We start from the raw sequence: 21,208 nt of genomic DNA on the forward strand, positions 1-21,208 counted from the left end.
ACGGCACGCGCCGGCGCCACACATGAAGCAGACATGACACGAGGGGACGGTCGTGGGAACAGTCAGGGGAAAACGGCAGACATCAGGGGGTTGGGCGCGGCGCGTCGCGGTATCCGCGCTGGGCGGCGCGGCCGTGCTGGCGTCCCTGCTCACGCCCGCCGGCGCGCGGCCGGCACCGCCCGAAGCACCCGAACCGGCCTTCAAGTCGGTCAACTACGCGGTGGCCGTGGACGAGTCGGCGAGCCTGGCGCCCGAGGACATGGCCGCCGAGAAGGCCGCCGCCTCGCGCATCGCGCTCGGCGACGTCTCCCCGTCCTCGCACGTCACCGTCTTCGGCTTCGCCGCCGCCGAGAAGGCCGACCAACGGGCCATCGACCCGGTGTGCCCGCGGACCACGCTGGACGCGGCGGGCCGCGAGTCGATCGGCGCGTGCGTGAGCAAGCTGCGCAGCCGCAAGAAGAGCGAGGGCACCGGCACGGACTTCCCGAGCGCCATCCGGCAGGGCGTGCACGACCTGACCCGTGGCACCGACCCGACCCAGCCGCGGGTGCTGTTCCTGCTCACCGACGGCAAGATGGACGTCTCCGGCAGCCCGCAGTACGGCGACCCGGCGCACCGGGCGGCCGAGGGCGAGCGGCAGTTGACCCGCGAGCTGGAGAACGCCGCCGCGCGGAACGTGCAGATCTGGCCGCTGGGCTTCGGCTCCGACCCGGACAAGGCGCAGTTGGACCGGATCGCCGCCGGCGGCTACCAGAAGGGCTGCGTCGCGCTGCCGTCGGCCAGCCCCAGGGCGAGCAAGGTCTCCGGCGCCAAGGACGTCGGCCCGACGCTGGAGAAAATCTTCGCCGCCGCCCACTGCCTGCGCTACGAGCAGGGCACCAGCGAACGTCCGCCGGCCACCCTGGAGGTGGAGATCTCGCCGCTGGCGACCGTGGGCAGCATCGTGGTCGACAAGGGCGACCCCGAGGTGACCATCAGCTACCGCGACCCGAGCGGGCACAAGGTCCCGACCAGCGGCACCGACCGCGACTCGCGGTTCGAGCTGGCGGGCGCCGGACACACCGTCGAGGCGCTGAAGATCACCGACCCGATGCCGGGCACCTGGAAGATCGTGGCCGAGGCGCCCGAGGGACACCGCTCGCTGCCGGTGGGCGTCAGCGTGCTGTGGCAGGGCGAGCTGCGCGGCGCGATCATCATGGACCCGCCGTCCCCGCTGCCCGGCGAGAAGGCCACCGTGACCATGCGGTTGCAGACCCGCGAGGGCTACGAGATCAAGGACCCGGACGACTACGCGGGGCTGCGGGTGCGCAGCGAACTCACCGGCGAGGGCTTCGCCCCGCAGCCGGTCACCCTCGCGGACGACGGCAAGGGACCCGACGACACGGCGAGCGACGGCTCGTTCGCCGGCACCGTACGCGTCCCGCGCGGCGCGGACGGCGCGGTGAAGGTGAGCGGGACGCTCACCGCCTCCGGGCTGAGCGCCGACACCCGCAGCGCGACCGGCAACGTCGCGCTCGGCACGCCGGACGTCACGGCCGCGCTCACCGCGCCCACCGCCACCGCCCACCCGGACTCCACCGTCAGCGGCACGCTGGCGGTCCACAACAACAGCAGGGCCCCGCACACGCTGCGGCTGTCCGTCGCGGACGTGCGGCCCGGCCTGTTGTCGATCAGCCCGGCGGAGATCACCGTGGGGCCCGGTGACTCCTCCAGCCACACGGTGCGGTTCAAGGTCGCGCCGGAGGACATCCTCGGCAGCCGGCTCGGCGACGACGGGCTCCGGCTCGCCGGCACGGTCACGGTCGCCGACGCCACCGCCGACAACCGGGTGCTGGCCCGCACCTCGGTCTCGGTGCGGGTCACGCCCGAGCCGAGCTTCTGGGACCGGTACTGGTGGGTCTTCGTCGCGGGCGGCGCCGCGCTGCTCGCCCTCGCGCTCGGGGCCGCGGTCTGGACGCGGCAGCGCCGTGGCCGCCGCGACCCGCGCGGCCTGGTGCTGCGCCTGCTTTCCGCCGAAGGCGACGTGCTGCACGACCACACCGCGGGCCCGGGCCGCAACCAGTGGTACGAGTTCGCCATCGTCGAGCCGCACCGCAACCCGCGCATCCAGCGCAGCAACCACGGCCCGTACGCCGTCCAGCGCAGCCCCGAGGGCGGCGCGGTGGTCCGCCAGCGGGGCGGCCAGCGGTCGCGGCTGACCGCGACCGGCACCGTCTCGCTCACCGACGAGCTGAGCCTGTCCCTCGGCGAGGAGACCCGCACCCCACGGGGCCGCCGCCCGCGCACCACCCGTTCCCGCACCGCCCCGCCGCCGGCCCCCACCGCCGGCGACGGCGGCGCGAGCACGTACGACGCCTACCGGTGACGCCCGGGCGGGCCGGCCCCACCGCCGGCCCGCCCCGGCCACCGGCGCACCAGCACCAGCACCACGAGCCGTCCACGCACCGCACCGCAGCGCAGCGCCATCGCACCGAGGACAACCGGCCGCCGAACCCGGCCGCCAACGGGGAGGAAACCCATGAAAATCTTCCAGCCGATGCTCTTCGTCGGCCTGGGCGGCACCGGTGGTCTCGTCGGTGCCGAACTGGAGCGCAAGCTCCGGGCCGAGCTGTGCGGCCCGGACGGCGTCGCGCTCACCAGCCGACTGGCCGGCCACGCCCCGTACCAGCTCCCGGACTGCCTGCAGTTCGTGTACGCGGACTACAGCGAGTCCGACCTCCAGCGGCTGCCGCAGTTCAACGTGGACGCCTCGCAGCGGGCCGCGTACGCGCACACCTCGCGCGCCACCCACAACCTGCTGCCGAACTTCGACAGTTCGCCCGAGGTGACCAAGATGCTGCGGGCCAGCCTGCGCGACGAGGTCGCCGACTGGCTGCCGCCGCGCGTCGACGAGCCCAAGGTGGCGCCGCTGCACAACGGCGCCGGCCAGTTGCCGACCGTCGGGCGGGCGGCCCTGTTCGCCACCCTGCGGCACAGCCTGGCGCCGGTGCTCGAACCGCTGCTCCAGGCCATCGACGCGATCGCCAGGTCGGCCGGCGAGCTGAGCGAACTCGGCGGCGGCAAGGTCAACGGCTGCGACGTGTTCGTCGCCTTCTCGGTGGCCGGCGGCACCGGCGCCGGCATCTTCCTGGACTACCTGCACCTGATCAACTACGCGTTCCAGCTCCGCCGCTTCGACGGCGCGAAGATCTACCCGCTGGTCGTGATGCCCTCCTCGTTCCCCACCTCCTCCGGTGGCGGCCGGGAGGCCGACCTGAACGCGGCCCGCGCGCTCGTGGACCTGTTCCGCATGGTGGACGCGCAGAACGCGCCGACCGAGGGCGCCGAGATCGGCGACCTGGACCACGACGCGGGCATCGGCATCCGCTACCCGGGCACCACCACGATCCGGCTGCGGACCGGCATCCTGCCCACCGCGTTCCTGTTCAGCCCGACCGCCGGCATCCGCCAGGACGACCTGCGCCGCTCGATCGTGTCGCTGGTCATGTCGCTGGTCGGCACCGAACTGGGGGACGGCTCGTCGCGGGGGCGGGCCCTCGCCTCCGACGACGACTTCCAGACCTTCGCCGCCAGCTTCATCAACCGGGGCGTGCACCGCAGCGCCATCTCCCCCACCGGCATCGGCCGCCAGGGCGTGTCCACCAGCCTCGTCGCGTCGATGACCGCGCCCATCGACCAGCTCGCCGACCTGGTGGCAGGCCGGCTGCTGCGCGAGGCGGTCACCGACCTCGTGGAGCAGCCGCGCACCTCGCTGCGCGCGGGCGCCGTGCCCCTGATCCGCCAGCTCTTCGCCGACGCGCAGCTTGAGGAGCTGTGGGAACGACGCCAGTTGGCGGTCCCCGAGCCCGACCCGCTGCCGCGCGGCAGCCGGGCCATCGAGCAGGCGCTCGGCGAGCGGATCTCGGACATGCAGCGGCTGCTGTTCGACCTGCAGGCCGTCGCGGAGCGGCAGTGCGCCTCGATGGCCGACCGGTTCGCGCCCCGCCCGGCCATCGACAAGCTGCTCCAGACCGCCGACCCGTTCCTGGCCGAACGCGTGGTGCGCGGCCTGCCCAAGAGCGACGAGCCCATCGCCAGGCTCGGCTTCCTCGGCATGCTGGGCAGCCGCTCGGTGGCCCCGCAGCGCCCGCCGGGCCAGAGCGAGCAGCCGCCGAAGACGCCCCGTATCAAGGGCCGGCTCGCCGGCATGTCCCCGGCCCGCTGGGGCGACGCCGACGTGCAGGCCGTGCTCCAGGAGCAGGACGCCTGGTACCGGTGGCGCAGCCAGACCGTGTGGCACGAGGCGTGGCGCGAGCAGCAGCAGCGCTGGCAGCCGCAGGCCGAGGCGGCGGCGGCCGACCTGCGCCGCCTGGTGGACGCCTTCCTCAAGCACTCCGAGCGGGAGCGGAAGGTCTCCGCGCAGAAGGGGCTCGAACTGTACGAGGACCGCACCGGCATCTCGTACCTGCTGCCGCCGCAGCGCACGCTCAACCACTTCTACGAGGACCTGGTCACCCGGCTGCTGCGGCGCGAGGGGCTGCGCGAGCAGGACACCGAGGCCGCGCTGCTGCTGAAGCTGGTCGACGGGGACACCTGGCGCCGGGTGCAGGCGCTGAGCCGGCGCAGCCCGGACAACGCGGTGGCCATCGTCAAGGCGCAGTTGGAGGGGCGCATCACGCGGCTGTTCGCCGAGAGCGGCGAGCAGTTGGAGGAGCGTCCGCTGCTGCCGTCGATGAGCACGCTGCTGGCCGCCGCCGCGGGCGACGGGGACGCGGCCGAGCAGGTCAGCAAGGAGGCCCTGGACCTGTTCGGGCGCAAGCTGACCGGGCTGCTGCCGGTGGGCTTCACGCCGGAGGGCACCGGCCCGCTGCGGGTGCTGGTCACCCACCCGCGGGTGCAGGCCGTCGAGGAGGTGCAGGAGCACCTGGGCAAGGCGCTGCGGCTGCCGTCGGACGCCAAGAACTCGGTGGAGTACCGGGGCGTGGAGAGCGACTCGATCACCGTGGTCCTCTTCCGCAGCGAGATGAGCCTGACCCAGGTGCCCGAGGCCCGCAAGGTGCTGCGCCAGTGGGCCAGGGCGAAGGACTCCGAGCAGGCCCAGGACGTGCTGCGGTGGCGCCAGCGGCTGGGCTACCGGGACAGTTGGATGGTCAGCAGCGAGGAGGACCGGCGCACCATCCTGCACCGGCTGCTGTGCTGCATGTGGAACGGCCAGGTGGACGTCGTGGACGGCGACTCCAGCTCGCCGGACCGGGTGCGGCTGCGACTGTTCCCGGAGACCGGCGACCAGGTGCCGGGCGTACGGCTGCGGCTCGGCGACTTCCCGGGCGGCGTGTCGAGCTGGGCCGAGCTGCTGCGCGCGTACGAGCGGTGGACGGTCCTGGACGACGAGCGCATCGTGGAGGACTACTGCCGCGAGCTGATGGGCGCCCAGCCGCTGGGCCTGGCCCGCAACGGCAGCGAGCCGCATCCGCTGTTCGTGGAGCTGGTCGAGAAGATCGCCCCGCGCCAGCTCGACCTGCTTGAGGACCGGCGGGAGCGCGGCGGCGAGCGGGTCGAGGGGTGGGTGCGCCCGCTGTGGGAGTTCTGGGCCGAGACCCTGCCGGCCGCCCTGGACACCGAGTTCACCGACCAGCGCGCCATCCAGCCGACCCTGCGCACGCTCCTTGAGCACATCCGTGGCGGCACCCCGCACACCCGCCGCGACCGCGACGAGGCGCCCGAGCCGCGCCGCCCGTTGTCCGACGACGACTGGGGCACCGGGCCGCGCACCGAGACGCCCGGCTACCCGGACGCCGACGAGCGCCCGCGCCGCCCGCGCCCCGACCCCCGCTTCGACCCGCGCTCCGACGAACGGACCGACGAGCGGGCCGGGGACCGGGCGGACGAACGGGCCGACCCCGACGCGCGGTTCGGCGGCCGGTCCGAGCGGCGGGGCGGCGGCCGGTACGACGACGCCGACGGGTTCCGCGACGCGCGCGACGAGCGGTTCCCCGACCGCGACCGGCACGAGCGCGGCGCGGGCGAGGCCCGGCTCGGCCGGTCGGCGGCCGGCCGCGACGAGCGGGACGGCGCGGACCGCGCGGCCCCGCGCGGGACGGCGCCCGGGTCCGAGTACGGCACCACGCCCCGGGCCGGGGCCGCCGGCGGCTACGCCGACGACGCGTACGACGACGAGCGCCGGCGCGCGGCGGACGACCGCACCGGCGACCGCGCCGGCGACCGCGAGACGCCCTGGGCGCCGTGGAACGATCCCGCCGACCCCCGACCCGGCGACGACGAGGGCCCCCGCGACCGCGTCCGTGACAACCCGTGGGACGGTGACGCGGAATGAGCGCGACGGAGGAGATCGGCGCCGTCGTCCACCTGGACCTGCGCGTCCAGGCACCGGAGTTGGCCACCGCGCGCGCCGTACGCGACACGGTCGGCCGGCAGCTCGGCTTGGCCGGGCTGCCCGAGCCCGACCACCCGCTGATCCTGGTGGTGGACACGCCGTCCGGGCTGACCGACCACCAGCACCAGTACGAACTGCTCACCGGCTACCGCGCCGTGGGCGAGGTCAGGATCATCGTCCTGCTGGTGGGCAGCGCCCCCGGCTCGTACGACGACGACGGCGAGCCCGTGGAGGCGTACCAGCCCGACCGGCGGCTGATCCGGCCCGCGGTGCTGCGCTCGTCCGGGACGGCCCTGCTGTGGGCCGGCGACCTGCGCTCGGCCCGCACCGCCCTGGAGCAGCCGGCGCCGGACGACCCGCGGGCCCTGGCGGTCCTGGTGGACGTGTTGTCGGTGCCGGACGTGTTCCTGCGCGTGCTCGCGGACGCCAGGGCGCTGCCGGAGGCCGTCGCGGCGCCCGGCGTACGCCTGCTTGAGCAGGACCTGCCGCCCGAGGTGCGCGACCGGGCCTGGCGCGACGCGCTGACCCGGTTCGCCGGCGAGGACACCGAGTTGGCCCCCGGCATGGCCGGCAGCTCCTGGTCGGCGGCCGACCTGCCGGAGCCGCTGCGCGGCCTGGCCACCGGCCGGGGCGGGCGGACCCGGCAGCACCGCGAGGCCGGCGGCGTCGCGGACGGCGCCTACCGGGCGTGCGTGGGCGCGCTGGACGACGCCGACGCGGCACTGGCCGAACTCCAGGCGCTGCCGGGCCTGTTGGGGTCGGCGCGGCGGGACGCGTTCGAGGCCGACATCGAGCAGGCGCACCGCTCGCTCGACGAGTACCGGGACCTGGTCGGCACGGCCCTGCGCAGCGGCGGCTCCACCGGTACCGCCCCCTCCACCGCCGAGGCCACCACCCGGCTGGCCGCGCTCGGCCTGCGGGTGCCGTCGGCCGACGGCGTGGGCGAGCGGATCGGCGAGGGGCTGCGCGAGTTCGCCGGCAAGCTGCTCGGGCAGGGGCTCGCGCTGCGCGCCGTCGCCCAGCGCTTCACCGGCCTGGCCGGCCGCGTGGAGCCGGTGCCGGGCTCGGCGCTGCTGCCGCGCCTGGCGGAGCACTCCCCCGAGGCCGTGGCCCACCGCACCCGGGGCAGCGGCGACCCGGTGCCGGCCCCCGCGATCGGCATCGTGGCGGCCGGCCTGGCGGGCGTGTCGGGCGGCCTGTGGCAGGGCCCGCTGATCGCGCTGGCCGCGCTCGTGCCGCTGGTCTTCATCGCCGTGGTGGTGCTCGGCGCCGCCCGCCTCTGGGGCTCAGGCCACCCGGACCGGTGGGCCGTGGGGCCGCGGGTCGCGGTGTGCGTGGGAGCGGCGCTCGGGGTGGCCGGCGGCGCGCTGGCCGACCCGCCGCCGTGGCTGGGCGCCACGGGCCTGCTGCTCGGCCTCGCGCTCGCGGTGGAGACGGCGCGCCGGCTCTGGTACGCGGCGGCCGACGCCTGGGCCCTGGCGTACGGGATAGCCGCGCTGCGCCAGGCGTTGGAGGGGCTCGACGCGCTGTTGGCCGACGCGGTGCGCGAGCACTGGGCCGCCGACGAGCGGCTGTACTGCGCCGACGCGGCCCGCTCGGTGGCCGGCATGCTGCGCGCGACGGCCGCCGCCGCCGAGGCCGAGGCCCGGGCCGAGCCCGCGCCGACCGCGACGGCCACCACCGGCGACGGCGGCTCCTCGGCCGGCGACGACTGGCTCACCGGCCCGTCCGCGTTGGAGACCGAGTCGCTCGGCGTGGTCGACGGCGCGGACGCCGACTGGGCCGGCGACTACGACTGGGAGGGCGCGGACGCCTGGGGCCCGGTGGCCGACCCGGCGCCGGACGCCGCGCCCGACCCGGCGCCGGCCTCGGACCCGCCCGCCGACCCGTGGCAGACGCCGGTGACGCCGCGCTGGCTGGAGCGCGAGACCGGCGAGGGCGGGGCCGACCTGGTCGCCACCCTGACCGCCGACCTCGCGGACGCCGCCGTGGTGGCGATGGGCCCCTACTGGGGCGCCGTCGAGCGCGGCCAGGCCGGCGCGCTGGCCGTGCGGCGCAACGACGAGCGGGTGCGCGACCTGCTCTCCACGGCCCGCCGCCACCTCCAGCGCAACGGGGTGCTGGCCCCGCCGCCGTTCGCCGACCGCCACCGGGCCCGCCCGACCTCGGCCAACCTGCTCGGCACCGACCCGCACCGGGTGGCCGAACTCGTCGGCGCCGAGCCCGAACGGCACGCCGTGGTGCAGCTCTCCTCGCCCGAGCAGGCCACCTTGCTCAACCGCGACCCGCAGGCGGCCGTGTGGCTCAGGTTCGCCCCGGACGCGGTGCGCGGCGACGTCGAGCGCGCCTGGCGGGCCAGCGGCGCCCCGCAGCCCGACGACGCGCTGTGGACGGCGACGGGCCGCTACGCGGGCCTGATCCGGCTCACCCCGCTGCGGATGGGCGTGGTGGACACCGTACGACCCCGGCAGCTCGGGAACGACGAAGGCACAGACGGCACAGACGGCACCGCCGGCACAGACGGCACCAACAGCAGCGCCGACTACGGACTCGACGGCCGCGACCGGCTCGCGGACGGCGCGCGCCCGTACCACCGAAGGGACGGCGACCGCCGGTGACCAGCACCTCGCACCCGCACCGGGTGGAGCAGGCCGGGGCGCATCGGGCCATGGTGGCCTTCAACACGCCGGCGGGGCGGCGGCACACCGCCCCGATCCGGTTCGGCCGCGAGTCCCGGCGCGACCCCCAACTGCCGCAGCGCGTCCGCAACGGGCTGCTCGGCGACGAGGAACAGCAGGTCGTACAGGTCCGGCTGGCGGCGTCCGAGGCGGCCAACCCGGCGGCGCGCGCCCTGCTCGACACCGAGGCCGGCACCGCCCTGCGGCTGCACCAGCTCCTGGAGGACACCGACTACGCCGCGCTCTTCCCCCGCGTCGTCGGCCACGAGCTGGACGCGGCCGAGCCGTTCCTGCTCTACGCCGCGCCGCGCGGCACCGCCGCCCTGCGCACCCACGTGATGTCCGCGACCGACCAGCGGACCTTCGCCCGCGACCTGGTCCTCGCGCTGTGCCTGCTCGACGCGCAGGGCCTGGTGCCGCGCGGCGTCTCGCCCGGCACCGTGCTCTGGGACGGCACCTCGGTGCAGTTGTGGGGCCTGGAGGGGGTGGCCCGCGTCGGACGGGCGCGCACCCGCTGGGGGCGGGCCCCGTACTGCTCGCCCGAACAGCGGCGCGGCGAGGGCCTGGTGGACGCGCGGGACGCGGTGTGGAGCGCGGCCCAGGTGCTCTACCAGCTCGTGACGGGCCGACCCGGGCCGAGCGACCGGGCGCCGGCCGACCTCGGGGAGCACCGGGTGCTCGCCGAGACGCTGCGCGGCGCGTTCGCCCCGCTGGCCGCCGACCGGCCCTCGCCGACCGACCTGCTCGACCTGCTGGCCCCGGGCGCGGCCGGGCGCGTCGCGCTCGCCTCGGCCACCGACGGCCACGAGCCGCACCGGTCGGCGTTCGACCACGCGCTGCGCCTCAAACGGCGGTCCCCGCCGCCCGACCGGCCACCGGGGCCCGAGCTGGCCGGCGGCGAGGTGCTGTGCCCGTACTGCCTGGAGGCCATCCGGCTGGACCTGTCCGCGCTGTACGACACCGACAGCCGGATGCAATACCAGAAGCTGGACATCTCCGGCATCACCAGCCCGGTGCGGCGGCAGGACGTCATGCGCGGCGCCGTCCAGAAGTGCGGAGCCGACCCGGACTTCCCGCCGCACTACATCCCGGTCCCCTACCTCACCTACGGCCGGCCGCTGACGGTCGCCATGGTCGGCCAGTCGTCGACCGGCAAGAGCCATCTGCTGACCCAGATGATCGCCGAGATCACCGACGGCGGCCTGGAGCCGTATGGCCTGAGCTGGCAGTCCGTCAACCCGGCCCAGCACGCCAGGTTCGTACGGGAGCGGGTGCAGCCGCTGCGCAACGGCAAGGTGCTGGGCCACACCGAGGGCATCGGCCTGGACGGCTTCGCGCGCTTCGTGGAGTCCCTGCTGATCACCGACGCCCACGGGCGGACCCGGCCGGTCGCGTTCTTCGACCTGGGCGGCGAGGACCTGGTGCGCACGGACGCCGCGCTGCGCTTCCTGCTCGGCGTCGACGCCGTCGTCTTCGTCGTGGACCCCGCGCTGGCGCTGCCGCTGCCCCACCTGGACCACGCCAGGGAACGCTGGGGGCTCGAGGTCAACCGGGACGGCGACCAGGCGTTCGGCACCGTCCTCGACCGGCTGCCCAAGAGCGGCCCCTACCTGGACGTGGCCGGCGCGGTGGTGCTGGCCAAGGCCGACCTGCTGCGCTTCCAACCCCCCGTGGGCCGCTGGCTGGACGAGGTGCCACGGGCCCCGCTCGACCCGGCACTCGCGTACGCGGAGAGCCGGGACGTGTACGGGCTGCTGCGCCAGCACGCCGGCCAGGCGTGGCTGCGGCCCTTCGACACGATCCGCCGGTGCACGCTGCACGTCGCCTCGGCCACCGGCGGCCAGGAGGCCGGCGGGCGCTACCCGGCGGGCGCGAGCCCGCGCCGGGTGCTGGAGCCGCTGCTGTCGCTGCTGGCGATGCACGGACTGATCGACGTTCCGGGCGGCGCCGACGCGCACGCCGTGGGATGGGCGCGGGACGCGGGACCGGCGCCGCGCGGCAGGGGCCCGGTGCGGCCCGACGGAGAGGACAGGCTGTGAACGACTTCCACGAGCGCCGGCCCACCCCACGCGTCCCGGGCGACGGCACGGGCCCGGGCGCGGGCCAGGTGCACCAGATGGTCTTCCGCTGGGACGGCAACCACGGCCGCCAGGGCACCGGCATGAAGGCCGTCGCGCACTCCTGCTCCGCCGACCGGGCCGAGGAACTCGGCCGCGAACTCGGCCCGCTGCTCTGGGTGTCCGGCGCCTCGGACGCCCGGTCGAGCGTCGTGCGCACGCTGTCCCAGGACGGCGACGTCATGCTCGTCCAACGCTGGCCCACCACCGACCGGGGCGGCCGGCCCAGCACCGTCAGCCACGTCCTGCTCGGCGACACCGGCAGCCTCAAGACCCGACTGTGCCTGGGCCTGGCATACGGCGGCTGGGGCCGGCGGGAGAAGGCCGAACAGGCCGTCGGGGAACAGCCCCCGGTGCCCAGCGCGAAGCTGGACACGGTGGCCCGCGACCGGTTGCCGGGGATGACGGACCGGCTGCGCCAGGTCCGCAAGGAGCTGATCATGGTCACCGCCGAGTGGCTGCGCGACCCCGAGCCGCGCGTGTCGCTGCGCTCGGACGCGCTGCCGGTGGTGGCCGACCAGGACAGCGCGCCGCTGGTGTACCTGGGGCTGTTCCTGATCTTCGGCCACTGGCTGAACCGCGAGTGGACGTTCGCCACGTACGACACCGTCGACACCCACCCGCTCCGGCTGACCTGCGTCCCGCGCTGGGAGCCGGACGCGGGCGGCTCGGGCCCGCTGGCGCGCGTGGTGACCGATCCGCCGCCCACCGCCCGACCCGAGCACCGCGCGGCGCTGGCGCTGGTGGACTACCTGTTGGCGCACCCGGGCCAACCCGCGGGCGTGGCCCCGCTGGCCGACGGGCTCCGGGGCGCGGCGGCGCTGCCGTGGCCGCAGCGGGAGACGCGGCTGCGGGCGGTGTTGGGCCGGCTCGGCCCGCCCGGCACCGCCACCCGGGCCGGCGACTCGGCCCGGGCCGCCGACCCGGCGCCGGCGCCCTCGCGGGCCACGCCCGCGCCCGCCCAGCCCGCTGCCGCGGCGGCCCCCCGCGTCTCGCTCCAGCGCCCGAACCCGGCCCCGGCCGCCCCGGCCCCCGCTCCCGACACCGCCGACACCGCCGACTCCGCCGTTGGCGCGTCCCCGGGGTACGCCACGCCGCCGCCCGCCCGCGCGCCCGGCCCGCCCGCGCACGACCCGGCCCCCGCGCCGACGGACCACCCCGCCGCCGTACCAGCGGACCACCCGGCCGCCGCGCCCCCGGGCCAGCCGGCCGCCACGTCCGACCCCGGCCCCGACCCGGCCGGCCCGGGCGGCGCCGCGCGCACGGCGGGCCGGCAGCCCGGCCCGACCTCCGACGCCGGGCAGCAGGGCCGCGTCGCCGGGGCGGTCCCGCTCCGCGAGGACCTGCACCTGTACCGGCACACGAACACCCTCCAGTACGCCGGGCTGACGCGGCGCCTGAAGGCGGTGTCGGACGCGACGCTCATCGCCGAACTGAAGGACCCCGCGCTGCCCGCCGACGCCCGCGCGTTGCTGCTCACCGAACTCCGGGACACGCGCCGCCTCCGGGAGCGCACGACCGAGCTCCGACACGACCTGTGCGCCGAGGTGCTGCGCCGGAGCCTGTACTACGACCCGAACCCCGACGACCGCGAGCACCGCACGCCCCAGGAGCGGGTACACCAGGCGGCCGACCTCTTCACCTGGGCCGTCGCCCCGGTGGCCCACAACGAGCAGCACCGGCACGCGCTGTTGGAGGTCTTCCACTGGTTCTGCCGACAGCAACCACCCGCGTCCCACCTGTGGATCGAGCGCACCGTCCTCGCGCCCACCAGCGACCTGCCGCCCCACCTGCCGGCCGCCCTGTGGCAGCAGATCGTGCGCGACCTGCTCCGACGCCCCGGCCCGCCCCCCGTCATCCCCGGCGGCGACGCCCCACCGCAACCCGCCCCGGCCGCCCCACCCGCCCCTGCCGCCCCGGCCGACCAGCAACCGGCCGCGCCCGAGCGCCCCGCGCGGGGCCGCCCGGCCTGGCTGCCCAGGCTGCCGAAGGGCGACGGACAGGGCACGTTCTGGGTGCTGTTGGCCATGGGCCTGACGGTCGTCGCCCTGATCGTGCTCTTCGCCATCCTGCTGGCCAACATGGCGTGACGCGCCACGCCCCGCGCGCCCCGGGCGGGGACGGGCGGGCGTCCGGGGCGCGGGCGCGTTGGCACGTTGGCGTGCGCGGCTTGGTGGGCGTAAGCGCCCGCGTTGGCGTACGCGCCGGGCTGGCGGACGCGCGTGCGGTGGGCCGCTACGCCAGCCCGGACGGCCCGTCGTCGTCCCGATCGCCCCGGCCGTCCAGGTCATCCGCGTCATCTACGTCGTCCGGGTCGTCCAGGTCGTCCGCGTCATCTACGTCATCCGCGTCGTCCGGGCCGGTGAGGTCGGCGGGGCCGACGAGGTCGTCATCCGGTTCGTCGTCGGGTTCGTCGTCGGCCGCGTACGGGTGGACGTAGCGGCCGGCGGCGAAGGGCGTGAACCAGCGCGAGATGCCCATCGGGGCGACGCCGAGGTAGGCGCCGACCGGGCTCTCGTCGATGCCGTCCATCGAGTCGTCGTAGAGCCACTCGTGGTTCATGTCCTCGTACACCGAGTCGGCGAAGCACTCCAGGGCGAGCGAGACGCCGTCGTCCAACAGGCCGAACAGGTCGAGCGCGATCTCCGCCTCGCGCAGCAGCAGCCGCAGCGCCAACTCCTCGGCCACGCAGCTCGGCTGCTCGAAGGTGCCCTGGGTGAAGCGGGTGGTCAGGGCGATGGCGGTGACCAGGAAGCGGCGGGCGAAGCGGGCGTCGTAGCGCAGCGCGTAGCGCCGGGGCAGTTCGTCGAGGAGCCACATCGGCTCGTCGCAGTCGGCGACGCTGCCGCCGTCCTCGTCCAGCGCGCACACGTCCTGGAACAGCTCGTCGAGCAGCAGGTCCGTCCCGTACACCAGGGCGCCGGCCGCGAGCCGCGCGTCCGCCGCCGAGACGACCGGCCCCTGTCGGTCGTGCGCCCCGCCCCGGCCGCCGACCTCCTCCGCCCCGGCGGCCCCGGCCGACTCCGGGGGGCCGCCGAACGCCTCGGGGCCGAACGCCCGCAGCTGGTCGGCCAGTCCGCGGAACGTGTCCCGCATGGCGGCCGAGTCCACGAGGTCGCCGGTCGCCTCGGCCGCCGGCCCGTCGCCGCCCTGTCCGCGCAGCCGCGCGCGGCGCGACGCGAGGTCGTCGGGCGGGGCGCCGGGGCCGCCGGCGGCGTCCAGACTCTCCTTCGCGAGGTCGGCGTGCAGTTCGACGGCGCAGCGCGCCACGGTCCACCCCGCGAGCAGTTCGGAGCGCTCCAACAGCTCGTCCACCAGCGAGCGCACCGCCTCCTCGGCCAACTCCAGCATCGGAGCGTCCACGAAGACCTTCATCAGCGCCCCGCCGGGATGCACGCCCACGAAGGTGTCGAGGACGTCCACCTCGACGCCGTCCGGCCCGTCGATCGCCTCCACCGACTCGAACCCGCGCTCCAGCAGGGCCACCACGCCCACCCGGTGCAGGGCGTCCAACTCGGGGTCACCACTCGGTATCTGAGCGTCCACACTCACCGCGTACTTCACGATGCCAGCGTGGCAGGCCGAGCCCGTGCATGCGCCCGCAATCGTCACTTCGCCCCGCCCGCCCGACGGTTCCGGCCGACGCGCGCGATCCGGCCCCGTCCGGAGGCGGCGGTTCCGGTTCCGGACGACCGTGGCGGTTCCGGTGCCGGACGGTACGCCGCAGGTCACGGAGGGCGAGCGCGGCCGTGGCCGCCGCACCGCGGTCACCCGCGGCGTCTATCCTGCCTCCGAGTTCGGTGATCTTCCGCCGAGCGACGACACAGGGGCGATCGGGGGATCAGTCCGTCATGCACAACGACCACGACGGCGACCGGGGCGACGGCATCAGCGGCATAGCGCCCCTGGCGCCGACCGATCCACCCCGGATCGGCCCCTACGTGCTGCTCGGCCGGCTCGGCTCCGGCGGCATGGGCCGGGTCTACCTGGCCCGCTCGGCGGGCGGGCGGACCGTGGCCGTGAAGGTCGTGCACGAGGAACACGCGACGAACAGGGAGTTCCGGGCCCGCTTCCGGCGTGAGGTGGCCGCGGCGCGGCGCGTCGGCGAACGGTTCACCGCCCCGGTCCTGGAGGGCGACCCGGACGCGCCACGCCCGTGGGTGGCCACCGGGTACGTACCGGGCCCCTCGCTTGAGCAGGTCGTACGGGAACACGGGCCGCTGCCGACGGCCTCGGTGCACGAGCTGTTCGACGGCCTGACGCGGGCGCTGCGGGGCATCCACGAGGCCGGGATCGTGCACCGCGACCTCAAGCCGTCCAACGTGCTGCTCACCATCGAGGGGCCGCGCGTCATCGACTTCGGCATCGCCCGCGCCCTGCAACCCTCGGTCGAGTCCCTGCTGACCAGCACCGGCATGGTGATCGGCTCGCCCGGGTTCATGGCCCCGGAGCAGGTCGTCGGCGAGGCGGTGGGGCCCTCGGCCGACGTCTTCGCGCTCGGCTGCGTGGCGATGTACGCGGCCACGGGCCGGCTGCCGTTCGGGCACGGCGCCCCGAACCAGCACGCGGTGATGTTCCGCATCGTCCAGTCGGCGCCGGACCTGACCGCCGTCGAGGACGACGCGCTGCGCGCGCTGATCGCCCGCTGCCTGGCCAAGTCCCCCACCGACCGCCCCACCGTGGCCGACCTGCTCGCCGACCCGGCCCGCGCGCGACCCGCGCCCGGCGACGGCGCGTGGCTGCCCCCGGCCCTGGTGGCCCGGCTCGCCCAACAGGCGGCCCGACTCCTCGACGCGGAGGCCCCGGGGGCACCCCGCCACCCCGCTCCTGGCACGCCCGACGTCCCCGGAGCGGGCACACCCGACGTTCCCGGCCCGCCGGCGGACGCCGTCCCGTCTCCGGGCAGACCGACGGTCGGCCTCCGCCCGCAGGCGGCGGAGGGCGCGGGGGCTGCGGGGGGCGCGGGGGCTGCGGGGGGCGCGGGGGCTGCGGGGGTCGCCGGGGTCGCGGCGGGTTCCGTCCCGTCCGCGGCCTCCGCTGCCACGCCGGCGGTTGACGCGTCCGAGGTGGCGGATGCGAATGCGGCTGAGGCGACTGGGGCGTCGGATGCGTCCGTCGCGCCGCCGGCGCCCGCCGCGACATCCGCCACCGAGGGGTCGGGCTCGACCAAGGAGCCGGGCTCCGCCGACGAACCACAGACCGCCAAGGAGCCGGACCCCGCCAACGAACCAGGCCGAGACAGGAATTCGGGTTCGGCCAAGGAGCCGGACCCCGCCAAGCCCGCCCCCGACGACCGGGTCGCGGACCGGGTCGAGGACCGACCCGTAGCCCCGCTAGCGAGCCGCCCCGAGGGCCGTGCGGCAGGCCGCTCCGCGCGCCGCCCCGAGGTCTCCGCCCCCGACCCCGCCGGCACCCCGACCGGAGGGCCCGCCCGCGACCGGGGCGGCCCGGCGCGGCGGCGCAGGGGCTGGGTGGTCGCGACGGTGGTGCTCGCCGTGATCGCCACCGCGAGCGTCGCGGCGCTGCTCGCGCGGGGTGACGGCGCCTCGGACGACCCGACCCGGGGCGGCACCGCCGCCGGCCCCACCGCGTCCGGCACCGCCACGCCCACGCCGTCCGCGAGCAAGGCCGGGGACGACGCGAAGCGCGACCCGAAGGACGCGGAGAACGCCAAGGGCAAGGGCAAGGATGAGGACAAGGCCGGCAAGGAGGGGAAGGACGACCCGGGTCGGGACGACGCGGACGCCAAGAACCCCGCACACGAGGGCGGGGACGCGCCCGCCGCCGGCGACGACGCGGCCGACAGGCCCCGCGGAAACGACTCCGCACCCGACGACACCGACCCGCCCGCCAAGGAGAAGCCCGGTACCGGCGACGCCCAACGGCCGCCGTCCTCCCGCCCCACCTCGTCGGGCGCGGTCCCGCAGCGCTACCTCGGCACCTGGGAGCGCAAGAACTACGCCGGTCCGGTCTCGCAGCAGATGGTGGTCCGGCAGGCGTCGCCCGGTCAGCACGTGATCACCCTGAGCTACGACGGGGCCGGGCACTGCGCGTCAACGGCCACGCTGGTCGCCATGGAGGACGGCGGCAAGCGGATGTCGGTCGGCCCGACCGACGTGGACACGGGCGCGTCCAACGGCTACTGCCCCTCGGACAGCGCCTCGTCGTTCGCCTTCGGCAGCGACGGCAAGCTCTACCGGACCGTCGGCTTCCAGCAGGAGATGACCCCCTTCACGCGCATCGGCTGACGCCCCGTCCGGTGCCCGGCCCCGTGCCCGACCCCCGTGGTGGGCTCGGGGCGGGGCCCGGCGTGGGCGTACGCCGGCACGACGCCGCGCGGCGTTCGGAAGATGTGGCGAGGGAACCTATCGCCACCCCTCCGACGTCAACTCCCCAAGGAATGCAATTCATCCACCGGACGCTTGTGGCGGATACCTATTGAGTACGGGATTGCCTCGACTACCTATCGCAACCACCTCCCACTTTCTCGCCCAATAAACGCACATCCGCGCTCCGGAAACAGAAATCCCCTTACGCCGGGACGTCACGAGATGGCGCGGTTCTCACACCTTCCGCCCTTTACGCCGCGAAGGAGGGGAATCGCGGGCGCCCACTCCGACGCCCGCAAGCACCCCTTCAAATAGCCTCTGACCTGCATACATGCACGGTCATCCGGCAACCCGACCCGCCACGCGGACACCGCCGGCGGCGCACCTGACGGCGCCCGGGCTATAGCCGCGTGTTATGGAAAAATGTTACTACCCGCTTCAACAAGGTTTCGGAATGCTGGTAGCGCCCCCTGGCAAACCGACGCACGAGAAATCGCGCGTCTTCGGAAACGAGGAACCTTGCGTATATCCAGGTTGATCCCCGCACTCGTAGCCGCTTCGGCATCCGTCATGACGCTCGCCGGTACCGCCACCGCCGCCGAGCCGGCCCCCAAGCCCTCGACCCCGTCGAGCGTTGAAACCAAGATCATCGGCGGCGGGTACGCGCAGAGTGGCCCCTGGGCCGCTCGGCTGTTCTCCAACGGGAGGCAGACCTGCACCGCCACCATCATCTCGGCCAACTGGATCCTCACCGCCAAGCACTGTGTGACCGGCGGTGGCCTCTCGTTCCGCATCGGTAGCCTCGACCAGACCAGCGGCGGCACCATGGCCAACGGCGCGCAGACGGTCACGCACGCGTCGTCCGACCTGGCGCTGGTCCGCCTCGACCGCTCCGTGTCCGCCACCTACGCCAAGCTCGGCCAGCCGGGCTCGGTCCAGACCGGCCAGAGCGTCCAGGTGTACGGCTGGGGCGCGACGTCCCAGTGCGGTTCCGAGATCAACTGCCAGTCGCAGTTCCTGAAGGTCGCCAACGTGACCGTGACCGGCGGCTGCCGCGACGCGTACCAGGGCCAGGCCATCTGCGCCCGTCGCGGCAACGGCATCACGGCCGGCGGCGACTCCGGCGGCCCGATGATGGCCAACGGCATCCAGGTCGGCGTGGCCTCCACCAGCGACCGCCAGACCACCACGGCGTACACCAACGTGACGGCGTACCGCTCGTGGATCCAGCAGGTCGCGGGCGTCTGAGCAACGCCACCCCCCGTCGCGCGCGGTGACGCGCGCTGACGGAACGCCTCGGGACGGGGGCGCTGCCCCGCGCGGTCACACCGCCGCGGGCAGCGCCCCCGCTCCCGTCCGGGCGCCGGTCGATCGCCTCCGCGACGGCCGGCGCCCTTCGTCGTTCGACGCCGAGGCGACGGGCCGGGCGGGCCGGGGTGGGCCCGGGACGGCGCCGCCGACGGCCGTGCCGCGGGCCCGAACTCGCCGACCACCACCGGATATACCTGGCACCCAAGGCACGTCGGGCGGAAAGCGCCACGGTAAGAGGCAGCGGAAAAGCGGCGAACGGTGCACACTCATGTGGGGGTGGTAAGCGCTCGCTGTCCCCGTCGTGCCTTCCGCCGCAGCGCACCCACCAGCGAAACCCACCCCCGCGCGGGGCTGCGGCCCGCTGACGCACGGGTGGCAGGGGGCGGGGGCGCGGGCCGTCAGCGGCGGCACGGGGGCGATCCCAGGAGGCCCGCCGACCGGCGCGGCCCGACCGGGCAGGCATCCACGGGCGCACCCCGAAGAAAGGGCTTGTATCCGTGGTGGCAGCGCATCAGCCGTCCCGCGTGCTGAAGGCGATCCCGTACGCGGTCATGGTGGTCGTGGCCGTGGTGGACCTGACCGCGGGCGCGGGCGTGGGGTTCCTGCCCCTGATGTCGCTGGGCCCCGCCTTCGCCGGCCTCGTCGGCGGCTGGCGGCGCACCGCGTGGATCGGCTCCCTCGCGCTGGCCCTGACCGTGGGGCTCGGCATCTACGACGACCTCCTGGCCCACCGTCGCGGGATCACCGCGCTCGTGTCGGTCGCCGGCGTCACGGTGGCGGGCCTGGTCGCCGCGGTGATGCGGCAGCAGCGCGAGGAGGAGTTGGCCAGCGTGCGCTCGATCGCCGAGGTCGCGCAGCGCGTGCTGCTGCGCCCGGTGCCGCTCGCCGCCGGGTCGCTGCGCGTCGCGGTCTCGTACACCTCGGCGGTGGCCGACGCCCGGATCGGTGGCGACCTGTACGAGGTGGTGGCCACGCCGTACGGGGTGCGGACCATCGTCGGCGACGTACAGGGCAAGGGCCTGGAGGCGGTCGAGACGGCGGCGGTCGTGCTGGGCGCGTTCCGCGAGGCCGCCTACGACGAGCCCACCCTGACGGCCGTCGGGGAGCGCCTCGAACACGCCCTTGAACGGCACCTGACGGCGGAGAAGTTCGTCACGGCCGTGCTCGCCGAGTCAGGCCCGGGCCCCGACCCGGGGTGCGGGTCCGAACCGTCGATGACGCTGCTCAACTACGGCCACCCGGCCCCGCTGGTGGTACGGCGGGACGGCACCGCGGCGTTCCTGGCCCCGCCCGAACGGGCCCTGCCACTCGGCCTCGCCCTGCAGGGGACGAAGGGTCCGCACCCGCACACCGTGGACTTCGCGGCCGGCGACCAGATGCTCTTCTACACCGACGGCGTCAGCGAGGCCCGCGACGCCGAGGACCGCTTCTACCCGCTGGAACAACGCGCCCCCCTGCTCCGCGCCCCCGACCCCGAGGCCGCGGTGGAGGCTCTGCGCCAGGACCTGGTCGCCCACACCCAGGGCCCACCTCACGACGACGCGGCCATGCTGCTGGTCCGCTACCGGTCCGACGAGCCCTGCCCGCCACCACCCGCCACGGACGCGGTGCGCTGAGCGGGGTGCGGGGCGCGGGCGTGCGGGGGCGCGGGCGTGCGGGAGCGCGGGGGCGCGGGGCGTGGTGGGGCAGGCTCGGCAGTCTCGGGCTTCTGGCGCGCGGGGCTCAGGGGCTGGCTGTGCCGGGTTCAGGGCCTGGCCGTGCGGAGCGGGCGCGCGGGCTGGGGCGGGCCCGGTTGGCGGTACAGCGCCCGACGGTTCAACGGACGACAGTTCAGCGGACGCCGGTTCAGCGGGCGACGGTTCAGTGATGGCCCACGGTCGTACGCCGGTAGGCCCGCCGCGCGTGGCTGACCCGCGCGATGACCGTGCCGAACACCGCGGCGGCGAGCAGCACCCCGATCCGGCCCGCCTCCGGGTAGCCGGCCCAGCTCAGCCGCCCGCGCGGGGTGATGGCCACGCTGTTGAGGAAGACCCAGCACACGGCGGCTATGCCCGGGGCGGCGACCAGGCGCGCGCAGACGCCCAGGCCAACGGCGAGCACGCCCAACACGACCAGCACGGTGACCGGATCCGCCAACAGGCCGAGCGCCCGCAGCACCGCGACCGACACGAACGCGCCGGCATACGCGCCGGCCAACACCCGGGGCGTGTCGAGGGGTTCGGGGACGGGCCTGACCTGTGCGTGAAAAAGGCGCCACTCCACCCTCATCGCGGATTCCCCCGATGGTCCGGGCCGCGCCAGCCGGCCAGCTCACGTCGGCTCCAGGGCACGGCAAGTGTCTGTTTCAGGAACAACAGCGACCTCACGCGCCCGCCGGCACCAGCCTTCCCCCGCCCCGCC

At 75.6% G+C, this 21,208-nt stretch carries 10 protein-coding genes; 8 read left to right on the plus strand and 2 right to left on the minus strand.

The genetic code is table 11. From position 1 onward, the window contains the following. Positions 1–52 precede the first annotated feature (52 nt). The 5 genes from H7H31_RS15200 to H7H31_RS15220 all read left to right on the plus strand — a co-directional run bounded on the left by H7H31_RS15200 (position 53) and on the right by H7H31_RS15220 (position 13,258). Positions 53–2,365 (plus strand): vWA domain-containing protein, encoded by a 2,313-nt coding sequence (locus H7H31_RS15200; protein WP_187062502.1) that lies wholly within the window; start codon positions 53–55, stop codon positions 2,363–2,365. 153 nt (positions 2,366–2,518) lie between these two features. Next, a complete protein-coding gene (locus H7H31_RS15205) occupies positions 2,519–6,313 on the plus strand; it encodes a tubulin-like doman-containing protein (protein WP_187062503.1) in 3,795 nt (1,264 codons plus the stop codon). Beyond that, on the plus strand, positions 6,310–8,991 hold the full coding sequence (locus H7H31_RS15210) for a hypothetical protein (RefSeq protein ID WP_187062504.1): 2,682 nt from the start codon (positions 6,310–6,312) through the stop codon (positions 8,989–8,991). Before H7H31_RS15205 ends, H7H31_RS15210 begins: the two co-directional genes overlap by 4 nt. Next, on the plus strand, positions 8,988–11,090 hold the full coding sequence (locus H7H31_RS15215) for a protein kinase family protein (RefSeq protein WP_232109867.1): 2,103 nt from the start codon (positions 8,988–8,990) through the stop codon (positions 11,088–11,090). The genes H7H31_RS15210 and H7H31_RS15215 overlap by 4 nt, the downstream gene beginning before the upstream one ends. Then, positions 11,087–13,258, plus strand: coding sequence for a hypothetical protein (locus H7H31_RS15220; protein ID WP_187117934.1), 2,172 nt, complete (start codon positions 11,087–11,089; stop codon positions 13,256–13,258). Before H7H31_RS15215 ends, H7H31_RS15220 begins: the two co-directional genes overlap by 4 nt. 145 nt (positions 13,259–13,403) lie before the next feature. Here the strand turns inward: H7H31_RS15220 and H7H31_RS15225 are convergent, their stop codons facing one another. Beyond that, positions 13,404–14,732, minus strand: a complete 1,329-nt coding sequence (locus tag H7H31_RS15225) for a hypothetical protein (protein WP_232109868.1) — start codon at positions 14,730–14,732, stop codon at positions 13,404–13,406. Positions 14,733–15,019: 287 nt separating this feature from the next. Between H7H31_RS15225 and H7H31_RS33935 the strand changes: the two genes are divergently transcribed. The 3 genes from H7H31_RS33935 (at position 15,020) to H7H31_RS15240 (ending at position 20,424) form a co-directional block, all read left to right on the plus strand. After that, a complete protein-coding gene (locus H7H31_RS33935) occupies positions 15,020–17,416 on the plus strand; it encodes a serine/threonine-protein kinase (protein WP_232109869.1) in 2,397 nt (798 codons plus the stop codon). A gap of 651 nt (positions 17,417–18,067) precedes the next feature. Further along, positions 18,068–18,745 carry a S1 family peptidase gene (locus H7H31_RS15235; protein ID WP_372454558.1) on the plus strand — a complete coding sequence of 226 codons (678 nt, stop codon included), beginning with the start codon at positions 18,068–18,070 and terminating at the stop codon, positions 18,743–18,745. A 614-nt stretch (positions 18,746–19,359) separates the two neighbouring features. Continuing rightward, entirely contained in the window at positions 19,360–20,424 is a 1,065-nt protein-coding gene (locus H7H31_RS15240) for a PP2C family protein-serine/threonine phosphatase (protein WP_187118247.1), read from the plus strand. A 244-nt stretch (positions 20,425–20,668) separates the two neighbouring features. Here the strand turns inward: H7H31_RS15240 and H7H31_RS15245 are convergent, their stop codons facing one another. Beyond that, positions 20,669–21,076: a hypothetical protein gene (locus H7H31_RS15245; RefSeq protein WP_187059516.1), complete on the minus strand. Its 408-nt coding sequence runs from the start codon at positions 21,074–21,076 to the stop codon at positions 20,669–20,671. Positions 21,077–21,208 lie beyond the last annotated feature (132 nt).

The sequence above is a fragment of the Streptomyces buecherae genome (genome assembly GCF_014295035.1).
Taxonomy (GTDB): domain Bacteria; phylum Actinomycetota; class Actinomycetes; order Streptomycetales; family Streptomycetaceae; genus Streptomyces; species Streptomyces youssoufiensis.

What these genes read in the sequence shown, in the direction of transcription:
- H7H31_RS15245 (WP_187059516.1), bottom strand. Translation starts at nt 21,076, where the DNA reads ATGAGGGTGGAGTGGCGCCTTTTTCACGCACAGGTCAGGCCCGTCCCC.
- H7H31_RS33935 (WP_232109869.1), top strand. Translation starts at nt 15,020, where the DNA reads ATGCACAACGACCACGACGGCGACCGGGGCGACGGCATCAGCGGCATA.
- H7H31_RS15235 (WP_372454558.1), top strand. Translation starts at nt 18,068, where the DNA reads ATGACGCTCGCCGGTACCGCCACCGCCGCCGAGCCGGCCCCCAAGCCC.
- H7H31_RS15210 (WP_187062504.1), top strand. Translation starts at nt 6,310, where the DNA reads ATGAGCGCGACGGAGGAGATCGGCGCCGTCGTCCACCTGGACCTGCGC.
- H7H31_RS15205 (WP_187062503.1), top strand. Translation starts at nt 2,519, where the DNA reads ATGAAAATCTTCCAGCCGATGCTCTTCGTCGGCCTGGGCGGCACCGGT.
- H7H31_RS15240 (WP_187118247.1), top strand. Translation starts at nt 19,360, where the DNA reads ATGGTGGTCGTGGCCGTGGTGGACCTGACCGCGGGCGCGGGCGTGGGG.